This window comes from Streptomyces sp. CB09001 (assembly GCF_003369795.1).
Lineage (GTDB): Bacteria > Actinomycetota > Actinomycetes > Streptomycetales > Streptomycetaceae > Streptomyces.
Genome location: NZ_CP026730.1, coordinates 3,660,205 through 3,681,640, shown reverse-complemented (window position 1 = coordinate 3,681,640; position 21,436 = coordinate 3,660,205). Strand labels below are relative to the sequence as shown.

The following is a 21,436-nucleotide window of genomic DNA, read 5'->3' as shown; positions in this document are numbered from 1 at the left end:
TTCGCCACCGGGGGCCGGCTCCCGGTGGCGAAATGGATGATCGTGGTGTTCGGAACCCGGCGTCAGTCGTCGCCGAGCTTCGAGCCCAGGGTGACCTCGGCGGTGTGCTGCTTGCCGCCGCGCTCGTAGGTGACGGTGACCTCGTCGCCGGGCTTGTGGGTCCAGATCTCGCCGATCAGGGTCGGACCGCTGTCGATCACCCGGTCGTCGAGCTTGGTGATGATGTCACCGGGCTTGAGGCCCGCGTCGTCGGCGGGACCGCCCTTCTCGACCGGGTCGGAGCCGCCCACGCCCTGCTCGGTGAGCTTGGCGCCGTTCGTCGTCTCCTCCAGGGAGACGGAGGCGCCGATTTTCGCGTACTCCGGCTTGCCACTCTTGATCAGTTGCTGGGCGACGAACTTCGCCTGGTTGACCGGGATCGCGAAGCCCAGGCCGATGGAGCCGGCCTGACCGGTGCCGAAGCCGCCGTTGCCGGTCGACTGGATCGCGGAGTTGATGCCGATGACGTTGCCCTGCGCGTCCAGCAGCGGGCCGCCGGAGTTGCCCGGGTTGATCGACGCGTCGGTCTGCAGGGCGCTCATGTACGAGGCCTTGCTGTCCGCGCTGCCGTCGCTGGAGGCCACCGGGCGGTTCTTGGCGCTGATGATGCCCGTCGTCACCGTGTTGGACAGGCCGAAGGGGGCGCCGATGGCGATCGTCGAGTCGCCCACGGCGACCTTGTCGGAGTCGCCGAGGGGGAGCGGGTTCAGGTCCGAGGGAGTGTTCTCGAGCTTGATGACCGCGACGTCGTAGCCCTGGGCGTGGCCGACCACCTCGGCGTCGTACTTCTTGCCGTTGGGGAAGGTCGCGCTGAGCTTGCCGCCGTCGACAGCCTCCGCCACCACGTGGTTGTTGGTGACGATGTGGCCTTCCTTGTCGAAGACGAAGCCGGTGCCGGTGCCGCCCTCGCCGTTGCTTCCCTCGGCCTGGATGGTGACCGTGCTGGGCAGCGCCTTGGCGGCCACACCGGCGACGGTGCCCGCGTCACGCTTGACGGAGCCGCCGGTGTCGGAGGCGGAGACCGTCGTGGAGCCGCCCTCGTCGTTGTTCTTGGCCAGGGTGTAGCCGAGGCCGCCGCCCAGGCCGCCCGCGACCAGCGCGGCGATCAGGACACCGGCGAGCACACCGCCGCGGCCGCGGCCCGGCTTCGGCGCGGGCTGCTGGTACGAGGAGCCCCAGCCGCCCGCACCCCAGCCGCCCGCACCGCCGCCGGCCCCTTCACCGGGGCCTTCGCCGAAGCCGGTGCCGTTGCTGGTGCCGTTGCTGGTGCCGTTGCCAAAGGTGGCGCCGTTGCCGAAGCCGTTGTCTCCGTCCGCGCCGTACGCCGGGGTCTGCGCCGGGGTGCCGGGCGGCTGGGGCGGGGGCCACGAGGCGTCGGGAGCCGTGGAGCCGTGCGGGGCTTCGCCGCCCTGGGGTGCCGGCCGGTCCTGGGGGGCCGGGTCGTTCCGGGACGCCGGATCCTGGGCCTGGACGGGGGGAGCCGCCGGGGCCTCGGGTGGGGCGGACGGGGGCTGGTGCGGGGCGTGCGGCGCGGGGGGCTGGGCGGAGGCAGCGGGAGCATCCACCGGCACGGGAGGTGCGGACGGGGCCGGGGGTACCGCGGTGCCCTCGTTCTCGGTGCTCACAGCTTCTCTCCTCGTTCCACGGCTGTTTGTCGCTCACCCTGGTCGCGCTCAGCCACGCTCACGCGCTGCTCCACGGTCCGGCGCGATGCGGATGTGCTGGTGATTTTGTATGCCATCAGCTTTTCCCACGGGCCGTCAGAGCACCATAAGCGGTAGCTGTGGGTCCCCGACCGTCCTTTACATAGGTCATCCAAGACTAAACGGACACGTTGCCGATTCCGCCGATGGCACGTCTACCCGCCCGCGGTGGCACCATGACGCGGTGACCCACGCACGACAGCACCGGATTCAGGTCGTCGCCCACCGAGGTGCCTCCGAGGAGGCGCCCGAGCACACGCTGGCCGCGTACCGGAAGGCGATCGAGGACGGGGCGGACGCCCTGGAGTGCGATGTGCGCCTGACCGCCGACGGCCACCTCGTCTGCGTCCACGACTGGCGCGTCAACCGTACGTCGAACGGCCGCGGCGCGGTGTCCGCGCTGGAGCTCGCCGATCTCGCCGCCCTGGACTTCGGCGCCCGCCGGACCCGGGAGTTCTGGCGCACGCGCGACGAGCAGCCCGACTGGGAGCACCGGCCCGAGGACCGGGAGGAGACCTCCGTCCTGACCCTGGAACGACTGCTGCAACTGGTCGCCGACGCGGGGCGGCGCGTGGAGCTGGCCATCGAGACCAAGCATCCCACCCGTTGGGCGGGGCAGGTGGAGGAGCGGCTGCTGCTGCTCCTGAAGCGGTTCGGACTCGACGCCCCGGACTCGGCCGAGGAGTCCCCGGTACGGGTGATGAGCTTCTCGGCACGGTCGCTGCACCGGGTGCGGGCCGCGTCGCCGACGCTGCCGACGGTCTATCTGATGCAGTTCGTCTCGCCCCGGCTGCGCGACGGGCGACTGCCCGCGGGTGTCCGGATCGCGGGCCCCTCGATGCGGATCGTGCGCAATCACCCCGCCTACATCGAGCGCCTGAAGCGGGCAGGTCACCAGGTGCACGTGTGGACGGTGAACGAGACCTCCGACGTGGACCTCTGCTCCGACCTGGGCGTGGACGCCATCATCACCAACCGGCCGCGCGCGGTCCTGGACCACCTGGGCCGCTGATTCGTCCACGGCTCTTGACCCGGCGCCCCGGCTGCCCCATTCTCCGGTCTCGGCCACACCGACCAAATCCAGCCAGGCGACTACAGGGAGTGCTCCGGCGCGTTCGGTACGTGTTCGACCGTGTCGAATGCGTCACTGTGCGGAGATCGGCCGGTTTCCGGCTCAGGGCGATGGGGCATCCACACCGTGGCGTGGGGCGAAGGAGGTCTCGGGGGTGGCGTTGGTGGTGGCACAGGAAGTGCCCACGTCGTCGAGCATGGCCGTGCCCCATGGCCCTGCGGGCGTGGGGAAAGCGAGACACCGCATGCGTGATCAGTTGCGCAGAGGCGGCGTGGCGGAATCGGTCATCGACGACGCCGTACTGGTCCTTTCCGAACTGTTGAGCAATGCCTGCAAGCACGGCCGCCCGCTGGGCGACGCCCTGGCCGGGGACGGCGACGTCCGGGCCGCGTGGCAGGTGGACATGGACGGCCGGCTCCTCGTCGAGGTGACGGACGGCGGCGGCCCGACCCGCCCGGCTCCGGCGACCCCCTCGGTCACCGCGCACGGCGGCCGGGGGCTGAACATCATCACGGCGCTCGCCGACGACTGGGGCGTACGGGACGACGCCCGCGGAGAGGTCACGGTCTGGGTCGTCGTCCACGACGACGTGCACGACCCCGACGCAGGGCACCGGCGCGACGACTTCGCCGCCCGGATCTCGGCACCGGCGGTGTCGGAGATCCCCGGCCTGGACTTCGCCGACGCCTTCGACGACCTGGGGTGACAGGCCTCCCGACGGCCGGGGCCCACCCGCCGTTCGAGGACCAGGGCCGACCCACCTCGCGACAGCCAGGGGCGGCGACCGGTCTCCCAACGGCCTGAGCGGACCCGCCGCTCCACGGCCGGGGCCCACCCCGTCTCTCGACGGCCCGGGGCGACCGGTCTCCCAACGGCTGACCAGCCGTTCCACGGCCTGAGCGGACCCGCCGTGCGACGGCGGAGGCCCACCCGCCGCGCGACGGCCCGGAACGACCGGCCTCTCGACGACCGGAGCCACCCGCCGTTCGACGACCGGAGCCCACCCCGTCTCTCGACGGCCGGAGCCGGCCCGTCCCTCGACGGCCGGGGCCCACCCCCGCCCCTCGCCTCGACGGCCGGGGCCCGTCCCCGCCCCTCGGCGGCCGGAGCCGACCCCGCCGTTCGCCGGTCCGGGGCATCCCGTTCGCCGGTCCGCGCCGACCCGTTCGACGCCCCGGGCCGACCCTGCGGGCCGCGTTCCGCGTGGGACGGGGCGAGTTGTCCACAGACGGCCCGTCGTCCACAGGGTCCCGTCGGCCCGTGTGGGAACGGCTAGGCTCGCGCCCGTACGAGTAGAGCCGTAACCGGGAGACACCCACGATGGCCAAGAAGCGACCCCAGACCAAGGCCAAGCGGCCCCAGCTCGACGATGCCGAGGTCCCGGTCGTCGGCGCCCGCGAACCCTGCCCCTGCGGCAGCGGCCGGCGGTACAAGGCCTGTCACGGCCGGACCGCCGCACAGGCCACGACCGCGCTGGTGCAGCGCCCGTTCGAAGGGCTGGCCGGGGAGCGCGACTGGGTGGCGCTGCGGGAGCTGGTGCCGGCCGCCACGGTCGAGCTGACCCTGCGGGACGGACTGCCCGAGGGCGTTCCCTCCGTCACGCTGGCCACGGTGCTGCCGATGGCCTGGCCGGCGCTGCGCCGCGACGACGGCTCGGTCCTCCTCGGCCTGCAGAACGACACGGCGTCCGGTGACATCAGCCGCGACCTCGCCGACACCCTCGCGCGGGCGCTGACCGCCGCCCCGGGCACCCCGGTGCAGGGCCGCCGCGCGCCGGCCGACGGACCGCGGCTGCAGGACCTGCTCGCCCCCGAGGCCGCCTTCGAGCCCGAGGTGCACTCGGGCTTCGAGTTCTGGGTGCCGGACCCGGAGAACGCCACGCCCGACGTCACCGCCTCCCTGGAGCGGGCCAACGCCGCGGCCATCCCGACCGTCCGGCTGCAGAGCGTGGACGCCGCCTACTGGTGCGAGACCCCGGACAAGAACCACCTGCGCTGGGTCATGCCGCACGAGGAGGAGCGGCTTCTGGACGCTCTGGCCCGGCTGCACGCCGCGGGCCGGTCGTCCCTCGGCGAGAGCACCCGCCTCGTCGGCTCCTTCCGCGCCCACGGTCTTACGGTGCCGGTGTGGGACCTGCCGAGCGAGGTCACCGCGCAGGACATCGAGAAGCCGGCCGCGGAGTTCGCCGAGCGGCTCGCCGAGGCGCTGGCCGCCGACGCTCCGCTCACGCACGACGAGCGCCGGGCGCGCGGCGGCCTGACCAACCGGCAGGTCACTCTCAGCTGACGCACAGCCGCACCGGCCCGCCCCCGGCTGACCGACCGGTCAGCCGGGCGGCGACCCGTGGACGGGTGACTCCAGTCACAACTCCCGGTAGGGACAGGCCAGTCGGTGACCGGAAAACAGGAGATCGAATTTGCTAACCGCCGATCTCTTGTTACCGTTTCAGTAGCCCGGTTGCTGGTGCATCCCCCGTCGCCAGCAACCGGGTCTTTCCATGACCGCGGTCGCACACGCAACGCAGTCGCCGGTCAACTCCCCGTTTCCGCAGGGTGTTTGCTCGCGCCGTCCGCACCGCTCCCGGCACGCAGCAGCAACGGCCCGTACCCGGCCCGGCGCGCGAACTCCGCGACCGCGGAGTACCCCGCCAGCCCGCCGCGGCTCGCGCCGCCGGTGTCCCCCGGCGGCGTCTCGCAGGTGCCCGGCGCGTCCTCGGCGCTCACCGCACAGCTCATCCGCACGCTTCGTCCGCCGGGCCCCATGAGGCTCAGTACGGTCTCGAGCGGGCCGCCGGTGGCGTTGCGGTAGTAGGTCCGCGCCCAGGTCTCCGAGCCCCGGGCCAGGACACAGGTCTGCGCCTCGACGCCCGCGGGGGAGGTGAGTTCGGGACCGCAGCGCGCGGCCAGCGCGGGGCCGGGCGGCAGCGGCGGACGGGTGGGCGCGGTCCCCTCCGCGGCCGGGACCGCGGACGCCTTGCCGTCACCGCCCCGGGCGAGGAGCGGGACGGTCACCGCGGTCTCCCCGTCCGTGTCGTCGCCCGACGGCCCCGCGGACGCCACCGCGAACGGCAGTACGACCGCACACACCACGACCACCGCGAGCCCGTACAGACGGATCCGCCGTCGGTCCGGCCCGCCGCGGCGTGTCCCGGCGCGGTGGGGTCCGACGGCGCGGTGCTCCCGTGCATGAAGCGGCATGGGGCGGACGATAACGACCGAGGGCGGTCGCGGACCCGGCGCGCGCCGGACACCCCTACAACTCGGGCGCGCTCACACCCGTACGAGTGAGGGCGTCGACCACCGCGTCCACCACGGCCTCCACGTCGGGCACCCAGGGCGAGGCGGAGCCGGGCAGCGGCGCCCGCTCCCAGCGGACGGCGCCGCTGCCGGTCTCGGACGGGGGCAGCGCGAGGTAGCCGCCCTCACCGTGGAAGCGCAGGGAGCCGGGGACGAAGTCCTTGGCGTAGAGCAGCTCTCCCAACTGCTCCATGGAGTACGGCCTGACCAGCAGCGACCAGCGCGTGGGCGAGGCGACGACCGGGCCGAGCCGCAGCCCGTCGCGGTCGAGCGCGGCGAGGGCGTGGGCGGCCGGCAGGGCGGGCAGGGAGACGGCACACGGGGCGCTGCCCCCGGTGGCCAGGACGATCGGCGCGGCCGGCCGGTTGGTCCACCACCAGCGCACCATGCGCGCATTGGTGGTCGCCGCGAGGAGACCGGGGTCGAAGGGATGCGCGCCCGGCACCGTGCACTCGGGGTCGGGGCAGCCGCAGCGCGACCGCGACCGCGGGTCCGCCGCCGCGCCCGGGAGTACGGGCCACTGCCATTGTGTCGCGTAGGTCAGGGCCGCGCCGATCAGCTCAGGCTGCCCGTCGTCGTGCTGGGACAGGAGCCTGCGTCGCCTTCCGAGGATCTCGCGCATGAGCGCTCGTTCCTTTCCGTTGCACGCCTGGCAACACCGTGGTCACTTCACACCATGTGTCGATCACTTCGCTGTGCGTTGCTGGTGGCGCATCACACCCCTGCCGAGGGGTGTTCCCACGAGGAACACCTCCGCCAAGGGCAAGGGAAACCCCTGTGGGTCGAACACGGTCGAGCACTGACTTCGTCCGTGACGGTACCGGCCACTGCGTCTGGCAAAAGCAGGGGCGTGGCGCGGGGGTGGCGAAGTCTGGCGTTTTGCCGTCGCGCGTATTTCTCTTCGCCTCCGCCACGGGAGGATGGGGCACGGTCGTCGGTGGATAGGACGCCCGGGTCCGTCGCCGGGTTCCAGGTGGCCCCCAACCACCCCCGGCTTTCTCCGAGTACGTACCCATCGCGACCGCTGTGACGCTCCGTGAAGCACCCCCAGTCGACCGCAACAAGGCGTCCTCTGGGGCAGTTTCAAGCCAATTTCGCTTTTCCGCAAGGGGTCGAGAAGGAGGCCGCTCACACCCCATGGACACCAGGAATCCCGGCAGGACAATGCTGGACATCCCCTTACGAGTGCGTGTACATGTGGAGACACTGCTGGCGGCGCAGAATGACATGGGGGTTTGCGATGCTTTTGAGCAGTAAGCGCCGGTCGGAAGGCCGGACGCCATGAACGCCCCGCACCCTGCGAAAGTGGCCGGAATCGATTCAACGGTTCCGTCCCCCGCACACACTGTCGCGCCCGCCGCCGCGGACACCTCCCCGGCTGCCGAGTCCCACACGGCGGACGCCGCGGCCGTCACGGACGCCTCGGGCACCCCTTGTGCCCCCGGGGCCCTGCTCCAGGACCGGCTCGCCGGCTGGGTCTCGGACCTCACGACCCTGCACGAACTGACCGAACGCCTGGTCCGCACGGGCACCCTCGCCGACGGCCTCCAGGAAGTGCTGCGCGCCGGAGCCGCCCTGGTCGGCGCCCGTCGCGGGCTCGTCGCACTGGAACCGGCCGATGGACTCGGCCCCGACACCACCGTCGGTCTCGGACTCGCCCGCGCCGATCTCGGCCACATCGAGACCGTGCCCCGAAGTGCCCTGCCCCACGGGCGGATTCTGGACGGACCGCCCCTCGACGAGGACGGCATCGCCGAACCCGACCTGCTCGCCGAGAAGACCCTCGACCCCCGCCACCGCGAGGTCGCCGCCCGCCTCGGCTACGCCGCCAGCTACGCGATCCCGCTGTCCGCCGAGGGCACCGCGCGCCTCGGCGCCGCCGTCTGGCTCTACGACGAGCCCGCCGAACCGGCAGAACGGCAGCGTCACCTGGCCGGCCTGTACGCCCGCTACGCCGCCCCGCACCTGGCACACCTCCTGGAGATCGAGCGCACCCGCACGTCCATGGCGACCATGGCCGAGGAGCTGCTGCCCTCCCGGCTGCCCCGGGTGCCCGGCGTGCAGCTCGCCGCCCGGCACCGCACCGGCCCGCTCGGCGGGGGCGACTGGTACGACGCGCTGCCGCTGCCGGACGCGGCCCTCGGCCTCTCCGTCGGCTCCGTCACCGGGTCGGGACCGAGCGCGGTCGCGGCGATGGGGCGGCTGCGCGCCTCGCTGCGGGCGTACGCCGTGATGGAGGGCGAGGACCCGGTCGCCGTCCTGTCCGACCTGGAGCTGCTGCTGCGGCTCACCGAGCCGGCCCGCTCGGCCACCGCGCTGTTCGGCTACTGCGAGCCCGCGCTGCGCCGGATCACCCTGGCCGGCGCCGGGCACAGCCCGCCCCTCCTGATCGGTCAGCGGCGCACCGAGTTCGTCGAGACCTCCCTCTCCGCGCCGCTCGGCATGCTCGCCTGCTGGGAGGCGCCCAGCGTGGAGCTCGAGGCCGAACCCGGAGAGACGGTTCTGCTCTACACCGACGGACTGCTGCACCGCACCGGCGACCCGGCCGACCGCGCCTTCGCCCGGCTGCACGCCGCGGCGGCCGGCGTCCCCCGGGCCGCTCGGCAGGACGCGGACGCGGTCGTCGAGCACGTGCTGCGCACGGTGCTGCCCGACGGGAAGGCGGAGACGGACTCCGAGGAGGACGTCGTCCTGCTGGCGGTCAGATTCGAATAACGGATTCCGGCAGTGGCCGAATATCGGACACATACACCCGCTCCGTACCGGACAGCGGACGGTAGCGCCTCCGTGTAACAGGCCCTTCGGCCCTGGGCCCCCTTCCGTACGACCGTACGATGGGGGTGGTCCAGTGCCGTACTAGGAGGATGACCGTGGCGGATGAGCTCACCCCGGAGATCTCGGAGAACCCGGAGAACCCGGAGACCCCGGACGAGTCCGAAGAGCCGATCAAGCAGCGCAAGAACGGCCTGTACCCGGGCGTGTCCGACGAGCTGGCCGAGAACATGAAGTCCGGCTGGGCCGACACGGAGCTGCACGACCTGGAGCCGATCGCCCAGGCCGCCGAGACCGCCGCCCGCCGTGCCGCCCTGTCCGCCCGCTTCCCCGGCGAGCGCCTGGTGATCCCCGCGGGCAACCTGAAGACCCGCTCCAACGACACGGAGTACTCCTTCCGCGCCTCGGTCGAGTACGCGTACCTGACCGGCAACCAGACCGAGGACGGCGTCCTGGTCCTGGAGCCCCGCGGCGACGGCCACACCGCGACGATCTACCTGCTGCCGCGCTCGGACCGCGAGAACGGCGAGTTCTGGCTGAACGGACAGGGCGAGCTGTGGGTCGGCCGCCGCCACTCCCTCACCGAGGCCGGGACGCTGTACGGCATCCCCGCCTCCGACGTCCGCGAACTGGCCGACAGCCTGCGCGAGGCCACCGGCCCCGTGCGCGTCGTGCGCGGCTACGACGCCGGGATCGAGGCGGCCCTGACCGACAAGGTCACCGCCGAGCGCGACGAGGAACTGCGCGTCTTCCTCTCCGAGGCCCGCATCGTCAAGGACGAGTTCGAGATCGGCGAGCTGCAGAAAGCCGTCGACTCCACCGTGCGCGGCTTCGAGGACGTCGTGAAGGTCCTCGACAGGGCCGAGGCGACCAGCGAGCGCTACATCGAAGGAACCTTCTTCCTCCGCGCGCGCGTGGAAGGCAACGACGTCGGCTACGGCTCCATCTGCGCCGCGGGCCCGCACGCCTGCACCCTGCACTGGGTCCGCAACGACGGCCCGGTCCGCTCCGGCGACCTGCTGCTGCTCGACGCGGGCGTGGAGACGCACACCTACTACACCGCCGACGTCACCCGCACGCTGCCGGTCAACGGCACCTACAGCGAGCTGCAGAAGAAGATCTACGACGCCGTGTACGACGCCCAGGAGGCCGGCATCGCGGCAGTGAAGCCGGGCGCCAAGTACCGCGACTTCCACGACGCGTCCCAGCGCGTGCTGGCCGAGCGGCTCGTCGAGTGGGGCCTGGTCGAGGGCCCCGTCGAGCGCGTGCTGGAGCTGGGCCTGCAGCGCCGCTGGACGCTGCACGGCACCGGCCACATGCTCGGCATGGACGTCCACGACTGCGCCGCCGCGCGCGTCGAGTCGTACGTCGACGGCACGCTGGAGCCCGGCATGGTGCTCACCGTCGAGCCGGGCCTGTACTTCCAGGCCGACGACCTGACCGTGCCCGAGGGGTACCGGGGCATCGGTGTGCGCATCGAGGACGACATCCTCGTCACCGCCGACGGCAACCGGAACCTGTCCGCCGGGCTGCCGCGCCGGTCGGACGAGGTCGAGGAGTGGATGGCCGCGCTGAAGGGCTGACCCGCACCTGCCGTTCGACGGCCGGGCACCACGCGGGTGCCCGGCCGTCGGCGTGTCCGGACCCTGCCGTCACACCGCCACCAGCGGGGCGTTCTCGCGCCACTTGAGGACCTTGTCGAAGCTCACGACGGCACCGGCCCGCCCCGGCGCACTGCCGATGTGGACGTGGTCGGCCAGCTCCCGGATGAGACACAGGCCGCGACCGCTCTCCGCCTCCGGGGCCGCCGGGCGGATCACACCGTGCGGCCCGCCCGGAGCGGGGGCGGGAAAACCGGGGCCCGTGTCGGCGACCTCGATCCGGCACCGCTCGCCGTCCAGGTAGGCCGTGACGCGGTACGCCTCGCCCGGGCCGCCGGACCCGTCGTCCCCGCCGTGCTCGACGGCGTTCGCGCAGGCCTCGCTCAGCGCGACGGAGAGGTCGAAGGAGATGTCGGGGTCGACGCCCGCGGTCTCCATGGTGCCGATCAGCAGGCGGCGGGCCAGGGGCACGCTCGCAGCCTCGCGCCGCAAATGGAGTGACCACCAGATGCTCATGCTCCAGCCTCCCGGCCGCGGCTCGACATACCGATACGTATTGCCCCTCACGGCGTGGCGTAAGCACGCCGCACCCGTGACACCGCTCGTCTGGCGGATGCGTCGCCGCCGCCGACCGGTGTATGCGGGGCGGCCCGGAACAGAACGTGACCTTCGGTGCCTGTCCCCGCGTTCCGGTCGTACGGCATCTTGTGGACCTGCCGTACGGCGTGCGGGCCGTGAGTGCGATGATGAGCCCGCCATGACTGCCCCCCACCCGCCAACGGCGCGCTCCGGGAACGATCTCCGGATCCTGCGGGCCGCGGTGTTCGCCGCGGTCTGCGTCGTGCTGGCCGCGGCGGGGCACACCCTCGCCTCCTGCGCCACCGTTCCCCTGTGGTCGCTGGGCGCGGGGTTCCTCGGGGTGGTCCTGGTCGCCGCGCCGCTCGCCGGCCGCCGGCGCTCGCTGCCCGGCATCGCGGTACTGCTCACCGTCGGACAGACCGCGCTGCACACCCTGTTCGGCCTCGGCCAGCACGGCACCGCCGCGGCCACGGCCTCCGGTACGGCCGCCGCTTCCGGCGGCGGGGCGGGTGCGCTGTCCGACGCCTCCCTGGTCCAGCAGGCCGCACGCCTGGTCTGCGGGACCACCGCGGCGGCGATCAGCCCGACCCAGGCACAGCGGATCCTCACCGACGCGCGGATCGCGCCGGACGTCCCCACGGGTGCGGCGCACCATTCCGCCGACGCCCTGTCCACCGCGGGTGCCTCCGCCTCCCTGCTGCCGTCCCTGCCGATGCTGCTCGGGCACGTCCTCGCGGCCCTGGCCGCCGGCTGGCTGCTGCGGCGCGGGGACCTGGCCGTGGCCCGGCTCGTCGAACTGTCGGCGCACTCGGCCCAGTCCATGGCCGAAGCGGCCTTCGTCCGCGCCCTGCGCGCGGCGCTCTCCCTGGTGCGCGCCCTGCACGCCGGGCTGGCCGGCGCCCCCGGTACGGGTCCGCGCCCGCCGCGCCCCGGCCCGTGGATGCCGCCCCGGCCCCGTACCACCGCGCTCCAGCACACCGTCATCAGGCGCGGCCCGCCGAGTGACGCGTTCGCCCTCGCCGCCTGACACGACGCGACCACCGTCCCGCTCCGGGAGAGGCCGCCGTCGTGCGGCACGCGCGCGTGCGCGCATTCCTCCCGTCACTCGGCACCGGGCCAGCACCGGTGTCCCCACGAAGCGGAGTACTCCGTCCATGAAGGCTTCCCGTATCGCCGCCGCCGGCGCCGTGTCCGGCATCGCCGTCCTCGCCCTGTCCGCCCCCGCCTTCGCGCACGTCAGCGTGCAGCCGGAGGGCGCGGCCGCCAAGGGCGGCTACGCGGTCGTCGACTTCAAGGTCCCCAACGAGCGCGACAACGCCTCCACCACCAAGCTGGAGGTCAGCTTCCCCACCGACCACCCGCTGGCGTCCGTCATGCCGCAGCCGGTCCCCGGCTGGAAGGCCGACGTCACCAGGGCCAAGCCGGCCAAGCCGCTGGAGGCGCACGGCAAGCAGATCACCGAGGTCGTCACCAAGGTGACCTGGACCGCCGACGGCAAGGGTGTCGAGCCGGGTTACTTCCAGAAGTTCCCGGTCTCCATCGGCGCGCTGCCCGAGGACGCCGACCAGCTGGTGTTCAAGGCGATCCAGACGTACTCCAACAAGGAGGTCGTGCGCTGGATCGAGGTGCCGCAGGAGGGCCAGGACGAGCCCGACACCCCGGCACCCGTGCTCAAGCTCTCCGCCGCCGAGGACGACGCCCACGGCGCGTCGGGTGCCTCGGACGCCAAGGCCGACGACACCGGGGCGGCCGCACAGAACACCGCCGCCGACGCCTCCTCGTCGGACTCCGGCTCCGGCGACGGCAGTGACACCACCGCCCGGGTCCTCGGCATCGTCGGCATCGTCGTCGGTGCCGCGGGCGTCGCGTACGGCGTGCTGGCCGGCCGTCGGCGCAACTCCGGCGCGGCGGCGTAACAGCACCCGTGCCGGTGCGTCGGCGTGACCGCGTCGGCGCATCATCTCGTCCGGTGCGCGCCGGACACCGTCCGCCGGTCCTCCGGCGGACCCCGGCGCGCACCGGTGCACCTCACATCTGGGACATTTTTCTATGCGCAAGAAGACGTTCGCCACGGCCGCCCTGCTCGCCGCCGCCTCGCTGACGCTGTCCGCGTGCGGCAGCGGTGCCGACAGCGACAAGCCCGTGACCGTGGTCTCCGAGGACAACAGCCAGCAGGCCGCCACCGTCCTCGACAAGCCCTTCGAGAAGCCCGACCTGGTCCTCACCGACACCCGGGGCAAGAAGTACGACCTCCGCGAGCAGACCGCCGGCAAGCCCACCCTGATCTACTTCGGCTACACCCACTGCCCCGACGTCTGCCCGCTGACCATGAACAACATCGCCGTGGCCAAGAAGCAGCTCGCCCAGGCGGAGCAGGACAAACTCCGCGTCGTGTTCGTCAGCACCGACCCGGAGCGCGACACCCCGGCCGCGCTCGGCAAGTGGCTCAAGGGCATCGACCCGCAGATCGTCGGCCTCACCGGCGAATTCGACACCATCCAGGCCGGCGCCCGCACACTCGGCATCTCGATCGACCCGCCGACCAAGGACAAGGACGGCAAGATCGTCTCGACCCACGGCACCCAGGTCGTCGCCTTCTCCCCGAAGTCCGACGCGGGCTACGTCCTGTACGGCGAGGACGCCACGGTCGACGACTACACCAAGGACCTCCCCAAGCTCATCAAGGGGGAGAACCCGTGAGGCGGCCGGCGGGAAGCCCCGTGAGGCGGATCGCGGGAGGCCCCGTGAAGCGGTTCGCGGGAAGCCCCGTGAGGCGGTTCCCGGGGGGCCCCGTGGGGCGACGCCACGCCCTCGCCGCCGTCGCGGTGATCGGCGCCCTGGCACTCGCGGGGTGCGGCGGCTCGGACTCCGACTCCGATTCCGCGGCCTCCGGTGCCGAACTCTCGGTCGACGCCGCCTACATACCGCAGCCGGTCTCCGACTCGATGGCGGCCGGATTCCTCACGATCACCAACGAGGGCGGGTCGGCCGACGAACTGACCTCCGTCACCAGCGAGGCCGGCGAGGTCACCGTGCACGAGACCGTCGACGGGACCATGACGGAGGTCGACCGCCTCGAGGTCCCCGCGCACGGTCAACTCGTGTTCAAGAGCGGCGGAAACCACCTGATGTTCGAGAAGCTGAAGCAACAGCCGAAGCAGGGACAGTCCGTCACCGTCGAACTGCACTTCGCCCACTCCGACCCCGTCACGGTCAAGCTGCCCGTGAAGGCGGCCACCTACCAGCCCACCACCGGACACTCCGGGCACTCCGAAGACTCCGGACACTGAGGGAGGGACCACCTTGACGCAGACCATCGCCCCGCGCCTCCGGACCCTGGTGCTGCTGCTCCTGGCGGCGGCCTGCGCGCTGCTGGCCGGCGCCGGACCGGCCTCCGCGCACGCCGCGCTGACCGGCAGCGACCCCCGGGAGGGGGCGGTGGTCGACAGGGCTCCGGCCCAGGTGTCGCTCACCTTCTCCGAGTCGGTCTCCATGGACGACGACTCACTGCGCGTCCTCGACCCCAAGGGCAAGCGCGTCGACGACGGCAAGCCGTCCGGCACGGGCGGCACCACGTACTCCGTGAAACTGCACGCCGGGCTGCCCGACGGCACGTACACCGTGACCTACCAGGTCGTCTCCGCCGACAGCCACCCGGTCGCCGGCGCCTACACCTTCTCCGTCGGCGCCCCCTCCGAGACCTCGGTCGCCGTCTCCGGGCAGTCGGCCGGCGGCGGATTCGTCGGCGGGCTGTACGGCGTCGGACGGTACGTGTCGTACACCGGGTTCGCCGTGCTGGTGGGCGGCGCCGCCTTCGTCCTCGCCTGCTGGCCGCGCGGCTCCGGGGTGCGCGTCCTGCAGCGGGTCGTCGTCTCCGGGTGGCTCGCGCTGACCGCCGCCACCCTCCTGCTCCTTCTGCTGCGCGGCTCGTACACCGGTTCCGGGAAGTTCGCCGACGTCTTCGACCTCAACCTGCTCGGCGAGGTGCTGCAGACCAAGTCCGGCGCCGCGCTGGTCTCCCGGCTGCTGCTGCTCGCGGCGGCCGCGCTGTTCATCGCCGTGCTCTTCGGCGCGTACGACAAACGCGAGGACGAGGAGAAGCGGGACCTCACCTTCGGGCTCGCGGTCGGCGGGAGCGTCGTGGCGGCGGGCCTCGCCGCGACCTGGGCGATGTCCGAACACGCCTCCGTCGGCCTCCAGGCCGGGCTCGCCATGCCCGTCGACGTGGTCCACCTCATCGCCGTCGCCACCTGGCTCGGCGGACTCACCGCGCTGCTCGTCGCCCTGTACCGCGGCCCGGCGGACACACCGGTGCCCGCCCTCGCCGTACGCCGGTTCTCGCGCATCGCCTTCGGCAGCGTGATCGCGCTGGTGGTGACCGGCACCTACCAGTCCTGGCGCCAGCTCGGCTCCTGGACGGCCTTCACGGACACCCGGTACGGACAGCTGCTCCTGGTGAAGATCGGACTCGTCGCCGTGCTCGTCGGCGTCGCCTACTTCTCGCGGCGGTGGACGGCACAGCTGGCGGCGGCACCCGCCGTCATCGGGGCTTCGTCGGCTGCACGGCGCGCGGAGAAAAGGGCCGGGAAAGCGTCCGGAAAGGCGACCGGCAAGGCGACCGCGAAGGCGCTCACGAAGACGTCCGGGAACGCGTCCGCCAAGACGTCCGGGAACGCGAAGGTCGCGGAAAAGACGTCCGGCACCACGAAGGGCTCCGGCACCACGAAGACGTCCGGCACCGCGAAGGGCTCCGGCGGCTCCCAGCGCGCCGCTCAGCTCGCGCGGCAGCGCGCGGCCGTGGACGCGGCCCGGCAGAAGCGGCAGCGGGACGCCGATCCGCACCGCTTCGGACTGCGCCGCTCCGTACTCGCCGAGGCGGGTGTCGCCGTCGTCCTGCTCGTGGTCACCACCGTCCTCACGCAGACCGAGCCGGGCCGCACCGAGGAGGAGGCCAAGGCCGCCGCCGGGTCCTCCGCGGCCGCCTCCGCGCCCTCCACCGGCGCGGTGACGCTGGACATACCCTTCGACACCGGCAGCCAGAACGGCAAGGGAGTGGTACGGGTCGAACTCGACCCCGCCCGGGTCGGCGCCAACGACATGCACCTCTACGTCGAGCGCCCCGACGGCACCGCCTTCGACATTCCCGAGGTGAAGGTGGCCCTCACCCAGAAGGCCAAGGACATCGGGCCGCTGCCCGTCGCCCCCGACCACATCACCACCGGCCACTGGTCGGCGAGCGGAGTACAGATCCCGATGGCCGGAGACTGGGAAGTCGCCGTCACCGTGCGGACCTCCGACATCGACCAGGTCACCATCTCCAAGAACACGCAGATCGGCTGAACCGCACCATGGCTGACCAGTCCATTCCGCAGGCCCGAGACCCCGAGGCGACTCGTGGGACGCCCGGAGCACTCGACTCCGAGAACGCCGGGGCCGCCACCGCCCCCGAGGGCATCTCCCGCCGGCGGCTGATCGGCACCGCCGGTGCCACCGGGCTCGTCCTCGGCGCGGCGGGCGCCGCCGCGGGCTACGCCGCCGCACCCTCCTCCGCCGCCACCCCCCTCACCTCGCTCGGCAGCGAGCGGGCGATGTTTCACGGGAAACATCAGCCCGGCATCACCACCCCCATGCAGGCGTGCGGGCACCTCGTCGCCTTCGACCTCGCGGCGGGCGCCGGCCGCAAGGAGGCCGCCGCGCTGCTGCGCCGCTGGTCCGACACCGCCCGGCGGCTGATGGCGGGCGAGCCCGCCGGAAGCCGTGACACGGACGTGGCCCGGGACGCCGGACCCTCCTCGCTGACCGTCACCTTCGGGTTCGGGCACAGCTTCTTCGGCCGGACCGGCCTGGAGAAGCAGCGCCCGGTCGCGCTCGACCCGCTCCCCGACTTCTCCTCCGACCATCTCGACAAGAACCGCAGCAACGGCGACCTGTGGGTGCAGATCGGCGCCGATGACGCGCTGGTGGCCTTCCACGCGCTGCGCGCGATCCAGCGGGATGCCGGGGCGGCCGCCCGCGTCCGCTGGCAGATGAACGGCTTCAACCGTTCCCCCGGCGCCACCGCCCACCCGATGACCGCCCGCAACCTCATGGGCCAGGTCGACGGCACCCGCAACCCGAAGCCCGGCGAGACCGACTTCGACCGGCGGATCTTCGTCCCCGAGGAGCCCGAGTCCGGGAACGGCGTGCCTGCCTGGATGGCGAACGGCTCCTACGTCGTCGTACGCCGCATCCGCATGCTCCTCGACGACTGGGAAAAGCTGTCGCTGAAGGACCAGGAGGACGTCATCGGGCGCCGCAAGTCCGACGGGGCACCGCTGTCCGGAGGGGGCGGGGCCACCGAGACGACGGAGATGGACCTGGAGAAGACCGACGCGTCCGGAGAGCTCGTCGTTCCGATCAACGCCCACGCCCGGATCACCCGCCCCGACCAGAACGGCGGCGCGGCGATGGTCCGCCGGCCCTTCTCGTACCACGACGGCTTCGACACCGACGGCGTCCCGGACGCCGGCCTGCTCTTCATCTGCTGGCAGGCCGATCCACTGCGGGGCTTCGTGCCCGTGCAGCGCAAGCTGGACCGGGGCGACGCGCTGTCGAAGTTCATCCGGCACGAGGCGAGCGGCCTGTTCGCGGTGCCGGGCGGGGCGTCGGAGGGAGAGTACGTGGGCCAGCCGCTGCTGGAGGGGTGAATCCGGGGGTCCGTCACCCCGCGGAGGGGCTTGTGCGAGACGCGTGAGCCGGGTGTCCCAGGGCCCATTAGGGTGAGGACATGCCAGCCAGTTACGCGTATCTCGGCCCTGAAGGCACCTTCACCGAAGTCGCCCTGCGCACTCTCCCGGAAACGGCGACCCGGGAACTGGTCCCGTACGTCTCCGTGCAGTCCGCGCTCGACGCGGTGCGCACCGGCGAGGCCGAGGCCGCGTTCGTGCCGATCGAGAACTCCGTCGAGGGCGGCATCACCACCACCCTGGACGAGCTGGTCGCGGGCCAGCCGCTGATGATCTACCGCGAGGTGCTGCTGTCCATCACCTTCGCCCTGCTGGCCCGCCCCGGCACCAAGCTGTCGGACATCAAGACGGTCACCGCCCACCCGGCCGCCCAGCCCCAGGTCCGCAACTGGATCAAGGCGCACCTCCCGGACGTCGCCTGGGAGTCGGCCGCCTCCAACGCGGACGGTGCCCGTCTGGTGCAGGAGGGGCGGTACGACGCCGCCTTCGCCGGTGAGTTCGCCGCGGAGCGCTACGGCCTGGAGGTGCTGGAGGCCGACATCCACGACGCGGAGAACGCCCAGACGCGCTTCGTGCTGGTGGGGCGGCCTGCCCGGCCCGCGGCACCGACCGGGGCGGACAAGACGTCCGTCGTGCTCTGGCAGCGCGACGACCACCCCGGCGGCCTGCGCGATCTGCTCGGCGAGTTCGCCACCCGGGGCATCAACCTGATGCTGCTCCAGTCCCGGCCCACCGGTGCCGGTATCGGCAACTACTGCTTCTGCATCGACGCCGAGGGACACATCTCCGACCGGCGGGTGGCGGACGCGTTGATGGGCCTGAAGCGCACCTGCCTCCAGGTGCGCTACCTGGGGTCGTACCCGCGTGCGGAGGTCACGCCCGCGGATGTGGACGCACTGCGACCGGGCACCTCCGACGAGGCGTTCGTGGCGGCGGCGGACTGGGTGGCACGCTGCCAGGACGGCCGGTTCTGACCGTCGGGCCCCTCCGCTGACGTCGGGTGCCGGCGTCGGGCGTATCTGCCGATTTTCGTTGTCCACAGAAGTTATCCACAGGTCCGCTTCTCGACCTGGGGACAAGTCGACAACGAAGTGGTATTCAGTCGACATATCCGCCTGCAGTCCCCCGCTTCGCCCACAGGGGTCCAGGTCACCCTTCGTCCACCTGTTTCTTGCCGCCCATCCTCCGGAGTGACACCGGGTGCCCCGTTTCCACTCGAAAGTGGGGCCCTGGAGGGTTTGGGCAGCCCGCCTCCAGGAATGAGGAAGGATCTCTTCCGTGCATCCACAGATCTTTCGCACAGCCTGTGGATAACTTTTCCCGACTGTGGATTCCTGTGGACAGTCACACTCCAAGTCCCGTTCTCCACAAGGGAATCCGGTCAACCCGACGCCCGTGCGGCGCCTCGTTCCGGGGATTCCGCAACGCTTCATTGACCGTGGGAGGGGACGTGCGGCCCGCGTACGGCAATAGTGGGTCGAGAGCCGACACCACGCACCGGTAGCCTTGACCACGTGATTGACCTTCGCCTGCTCCGTGAGGACCCCGACCGTGTGCGCGCCTCGCAGCGCGCCCGTGGAGAGGACGTCGCGCTCGTCGACTCCCTCCTGTCCGCCGACGAACGGCGCAGGTCGTCCGGCGTCCGTTTCGACGAGCTGCGTGCCGAGCAGAAGGGCCTCGGCAAGCTGATCGGCAAGGCCACCGGAGACGAGAAGGCCGAGCTGCTCAAGCGGGCCGAGCAGCTCAAGACCGACGTCAAGGCCGCCGACGCCGCGCGCGACGCGGCCGACGCCGAGACCCAGGAACTGCTCCAGCGGCTCGGCAACCTGGTCCACCCCGACGTACCCGTCGGCGGCGAGGAGGACTTCGTCACGCTGGAGACGCACGGCACGCACCGCGACTTCACCGCCGAGGGCTTCGAGCCCAAGGACCACCTGGAGCTGGGCCAGCTGCTCGGCGCCATCGACGTGGAGCGCGGCGCCAAGGTCTCCGGCTCGCGCTTCTACTTCCTGACCGGCGTGGGCGCCCTCCTGGAGCTGGCGCTGGTCAACGCGGCGATCGCGCAGGCCACGGCGGCCGGCTTCACGCCGATGCTGACCCCGGCACTGGTGCGCCCGCAGTCGATGGCCGGCACCGGCTTCCTCGGCCAGGCCGCCCAGGACGTCTACCACCTCGACAAGGACGACCTGTACCTGGTCGGCACGTCCGAGGTGCCACTCGCCGCGTACCACATGGACGAGATCCTGGACGGCGACCGCCTGCCGCTGCGCTACGCCGGCTTCTCGCCCTGCTTCCGCCGCGAGGCGGGCTCGCACGGCAAGGACACCCGGGGCATCTTCCGCGTGCACCAGTTCGACAAGGTCGAGATGTTCTCCTACGTCCTCCCCGAGGACTCGCAGGCCGAGCACCAGCGCCTGCTGGACTGGGAGAAGCAGTGGCTGACGTCGCTGGAGCTGCCGTTCCGGGTGATCGACGTGGCCTCGGCCGACCTGGGCTCCTCGGCCGCGCGCAAGTACGACTGCGAGGCGTGGATCCCGACCCAGGGCAAGTACCGCGAGCTGACCTCGACCTCGGACTGCACCGAGTTCCAGTCCCGTCGGCTGTCGATCCGCGTCCGCGAGGGCAAGAAGGTGCGCCCGCTGGCCACGCTCAACGGCACGCTGTGCGCCGTTCCGCGCACCATCGTGGCGATCCTGGAGAACCACCAGCAGGCCGACGGCTCGGTCCGCGTTCCCGAGGTGCTGCGCCCGTACCTGGGCGGCCGGGAGGTCCTGGAGCCGGTGGCCAAGTGACTGACACCGGCACCGCCGCGGTCCCCGGCACCGGCACCGGCGGGGGCTTCCCCTACCGGCTGATCGCGACCGACCTCGACGGCACGCTGCTGCGCGGCGACGACACCGTCTCGCAGCGCACCCGCGACGCACTCGCCACGGCCACCGCGGCGGGCGCGGCCCACATCGTGGTCACCGGGCGGGCGGTGCCGTGGACCCGGCACATCCTGGACGACCTCGGCTACGAGGGGCTGGCCGTCTGCGGTCAGGGCGCGCAGGTCTACCACGCCGGGGAGCACCGGCTGCTGACCTCCGTGACCCTGGACCGGCAGCTGGCCGGGGTGGCGCTGGCCAAGATCGAGGCGGAGACCGGTCCGCTGTATCTGGCGGCGAGCCGGGACGGTCTGGAGGGCGACGTGCTGGTCGGCCCGGGCTACGCGGTCGGGGGCGACCTGCCGGCCGTGCCGTTCACGGACGCCTCGGACCTGTGGTCGGCGCCGTTGAACAAGATCTACATCCAGCATCCGACCCTGTCGGACGACGAGCTGGCCGAGACCGCCCGCCGCGCCGCGGGTGGCTTCGTCACGGTCGTCATGGCCGGGGCGGGCGTGGTCGAGCTGTTGCCTCTGGGTCTGTCCAAGGCGACAGGTCTGTCGCTGGCGGCACGGCGGCTCGGTCTGAAGGCGGCGGACACGATCGCCTTCGGCGACATGCCCAACGACGTCCCGATGTTCGGCTGGGCGGCGCGGGGTGTCGCGATGGCCAACGCCCACGAGGAGCTGAAGGCGGTGGCCGACGAGGTGACGTCCTCCAACGACGAGGACGGCATCGCGGTGGTGCTGGAGCGTCTGTCGGCCTGATACCGACGCGGCGCCCGG

General features: G+C 72.3%; 18 protein-coding genes. 14 read left to right on the top strand and 4 right to left on the bottom strand.

Translation table 11 applies throughout. From position 1 onward, the window contains the following. Positions 1 to 62: 62 nt before the first annotated feature. Positions 63 to 1,664: a trypsin-like peptidase domain-containing protein gene (locus C4J65_RS16930; RefSeq protein ID WP_115743165.1), complete on the bottom strand. Its 1,602-nt coding sequence runs from the start codon at positions 1,662 to 1,664 to the stop codon at positions 63 to 65. A gap of 262 nt (positions 1,665 to 1,926) precedes the next feature. Here C4J65_RS16930 and C4J65_RS16925 point away from each other — a divergent pair, with 262 nt between their 5' ends. The 3 genes from C4J65_RS16925 to C4J65_RS16915 all read left to right on the top strand — a co-directional run bounded on the left by C4J65_RS16925 (position 1,927) and on the right by C4J65_RS16915 (position 5,100). Then, positions 1,927 to 2,754 carry a glycerophosphodiester phosphodiesterase gene (locus tag C4J65_RS16925; protein ID WP_115743164.1) on the top strand — a complete coding sequence of 276 codons (828 nt, stop codon included), beginning with the start codon at positions 1,927 to 1,929 and terminating at the stop codon, positions 2,752 to 2,754. A gap of 127 nt (positions 2,755 to 2,881) precedes the next feature. Further along, entirely contained in the window at positions 2,882 to 3,520 is a 639-nt protein-coding gene (locus tag C4J65_RS16920; protein ID WP_115743163.1) for an ATP-binding protein, read from the top strand. Positions 3,521 to 4,134: 614 nt separating this feature from the next. Then, positions 4,135 to 5,100: a DUF5926 family protein gene (locus C4J65_RS16915; RefSeq protein WP_115743162.1), complete on the top strand. Its 966-nt coding sequence runs from the start codon at positions 4,135 to 4,137 to the stop codon at positions 5,098 to 5,100. Between the two features lie 245 nt (positions 5,101 to 5,345). On the opposite strand, the gene C4J65_RS16910 is transcribed toward C4J65_RS16915, so the two are convergent. Next, a complete protein-coding gene (locus C4J65_RS16910; RefSeq protein ID WP_115743161.1) occupies positions 5,346 to 6,011 on the bottom strand; it encodes a hypothetical protein in 666 nt (221 codons plus the stop codon). Positions 6,012 to 6,066: 55 nt separating this feature from the next. Continuing rightward, entirely contained in the window at positions 6,067 to 6,732 is a 666-nt protein-coding gene (locus tag C4J65_RS16905; protein WP_115743160.1) for a bifunctional DNA primase/polymerase, read from the bottom strand. Between the two features lie 659 nt (positions 6,733 to 7,391). Here C4J65_RS16905 and C4J65_RS16900 point away from each other — a divergent pair. Together C4J65_RS16900 and C4J65_RS16895 are read left to right on the top strand one after the other, a co-directional pair. Further along, entirely contained in the window at positions 7,392 to 8,825 is a 1,434-nt protein-coding gene (locus C4J65_RS16900; protein ID WP_115743159.1) for a PP2C family protein-serine/threonine phosphatase, read from the top strand. Positions 8,826 to 8,980: 155 nt separating this feature from the next. Further along, the gene (locus C4J65_RS16895; RefSeq protein WP_115746490.1) at positions 8,981 to 10,465 is read left to right on the top strand and encodes an aminopeptidase P family protein; all 1,485 of its coding nucleotides are present in this window, start codon (positions 8,981 to 8,983) and stop codon (positions 10,463 to 10,465) included. A gap of 69 nt (positions 10,466 to 10,534) precedes the next feature. On the opposite strand, the gene C4J65_RS16890 is transcribed toward C4J65_RS16895, so the two are convergent. Next, the gene (locus tag C4J65_RS16890; RefSeq protein ID WP_115743158.1) at positions 10,535 to 10,999 is read right to left on the bottom strand and encodes an ATP-binding protein; all 465 of its coding nucleotides are present in this window, start codon (positions 10,997 to 10,999) and stop codon (positions 10,535 to 10,537) included. Positions 11,000 to 11,240: 241 nt separating this feature from the next. On the opposite strand from C4J65_RS16890, the gene C4J65_RS16880 reads away from it, so the two are divergent. The 9 genes from C4J65_RS16880 to C4J65_RS16840 all read left to right on the top strand — a co-directional run bounded on the left by C4J65_RS16880 (position 11,241) and on the right by C4J65_RS16840 (position 21,418). Continuing rightward, on the top strand, positions 11,241 to 12,089 hold the full coding sequence (locus C4J65_RS16880) for a hypothetical protein (protein WP_115743156.1): 849 nt from the start codon (positions 11,241 to 11,243) through the stop codon (positions 12,087 to 12,089). 127 nt (positions 12,090 to 12,216) lie between these two features. Continuing rightward, positions 12,217 to 12,978, top strand: coding sequence for a YcnI family protein (locus C4J65_RS16875; RefSeq protein ID WP_115743155.1), 762 nt, complete (start codon positions 12,217 to 12,219; stop codon positions 12,976 to 12,978). 133 nt (positions 12,979 to 13,111) lie between these two features. Beyond that, the gene (locus C4J65_RS16870) at positions 13,112 to 13,762 is read left to right on the top strand and encodes an SCO family protein (protein ID WP_115743154.1); all 651 of its coding nucleotides are present in this window, start codon (positions 13,112 to 13,114) and stop codon (positions 13,760 to 13,762) included. A 92-nt stretch (positions 13,763 to 13,854) separates the two neighbouring features. Then, the gene (locus tag C4J65_RS16865; protein ID WP_205351024.1) at positions 13,855 to 14,352 is read left to right on the top strand and encodes a copper chaperone PCu(A)C; all 498 of its coding nucleotides are present in this window, start codon (positions 13,855 to 13,857) and stop codon (positions 14,350 to 14,352) included. Between the two features lie 13 nt (positions 14,353 to 14,365). Next, positions 14,366 to 16,402 (top strand): copper resistance protein CopC, encoded by a 2,037-nt coding sequence (locus C4J65_RS16860; RefSeq protein ID WP_115743152.1) that lies wholly within the window; start codon positions 14,366 to 14,368, stop codon positions 16,400 to 16,402. An 8-nt stretch (positions 16,403 to 16,410) separates the two neighbouring features. Continuing rightward, positions 16,411 to 17,748, top strand: a complete 1,338-nt coding sequence (gene efeB / locus C4J65_RS16855; RefSeq protein WP_115743151.1) for an iron uptake transporter deferrochelatase/peroxidase subunit — start codon at positions 16,411 to 16,413, stop codon at positions 17,746 to 17,748. An 80-nt stretch (positions 17,749 to 17,828) separates the two neighbouring features. After that, positions 17,829 to 18,761 (top strand): prephenate dehydratase, encoded by a 933-nt coding sequence (gene pheA / locus C4J65_RS16850; protein WP_115743150.1) that lies wholly within the window; start codon positions 17,829 to 17,831, stop codon positions 18,759 to 18,761. A gap of 540 nt (positions 18,762 to 19,301) precedes the next feature. Then, positions 19,302 to 20,579: a serine--tRNA ligase gene (gene serS, locus C4J65_RS16845; protein WP_115743149.1), complete on the top strand. Its 1,278-nt coding sequence runs from the start codon at positions 19,302 to 19,304 to the stop codon at positions 20,577 to 20,579. Next, positions 20,576 to 21,418, top strand: coding sequence for an HAD family hydrolase (locus tag C4J65_RS16840; RefSeq protein ID WP_115743148.1), 843 nt, complete (start codon positions 20,576 to 20,578; stop codon positions 21,416 to 21,418). The genes serS and C4J65_RS16840 overlap by 4 nt, the downstream gene beginning before the upstream one ends. Positions 21,419 to 21,436: the final 18 nt, after the last annotated feature.

What these genes read in the sequence shown, in the direction of transcription:
- C4J65_RS16920 (WP_115743163.1), top strand. Translation starts at nt 2,882, where the DNA reads ATGCGTCACTGTGCGGAGATCGGCCGGTTTCCGGCTCAGGGCGATGGG.
- C4J65_RS16915 (WP_115743162.1), top strand. Translation starts at nt 4,135, where the DNA reads ATGGCCAAGAAGCGACCCCAGACCAAGGCCAAGCGGCCCCAGCTCGAC.
- C4J65_RS16910 (WP_115743161.1), bottom strand. Translation starts at nt 6,011, where the DNA reads ATGCCGCTTCATGCACGGGAGCACCGCGCCGTCGGACCCCACCGCGCC.
- C4J65_RS16905 (WP_115743160.1), bottom strand. Translation starts at nt 6,732, where the DNA reads ATGCGCGAGATCCTCGGAAGGCGACGCAGGCTCCTGTCCCAGCACGAC.
- C4J65_RS16900 (WP_115743159.1), top strand. Translation starts at nt 7,392, where the DNA reads ATGAACGCCCCGCACCCTGCGAAAGTGGCCGGAATCGATTCAACGGTT.
- C4J65_RS16890 (WP_115743158.1), bottom strand. Translation starts at nt 10,999, where the DNA reads ATGAGCATCTGGTGGTCACTCCATTTGCGGCGCGAGGCTGCGAGCGTG.
- C4J65_RS16880 (WP_115743156.1), top strand. Translation starts at nt 11,241, where the DNA reads ATGACTGCCCCCCACCCGCCAACGGCGCGCTCCGGGAACGATCTCCGG.
- C4J65_RS16875 (WP_115743155.1), top strand. Translation starts at nt 12,217, where the DNA reads ATGAAGGCTTCCCGTATCGCCGCCGCCGGCGCCGTGTCCGGCATCGCC.
- C4J65_RS16870 (WP_115743154.1), top strand. Translation starts at nt 13,112, where the DNA reads ATGCGCAAGAAGACGTTCGCCACGGCCGCCCTGCTCGCCGCCGCCTCG.
- efeB (WP_115743151.1), top strand. Translation starts at nt 16,411, where the DNA reads ATGGCTGACCAGTCCATTCCGCAGGCCCGAGACCCCGAGGCGACTCGT.
- pheA (WP_115743150.1), top strand. Translation starts at nt 17,829, where the DNA reads ATGCCAGCCAGTTACGCGTATCTCGGCCCTGAAGGCACCTTCACCGAA.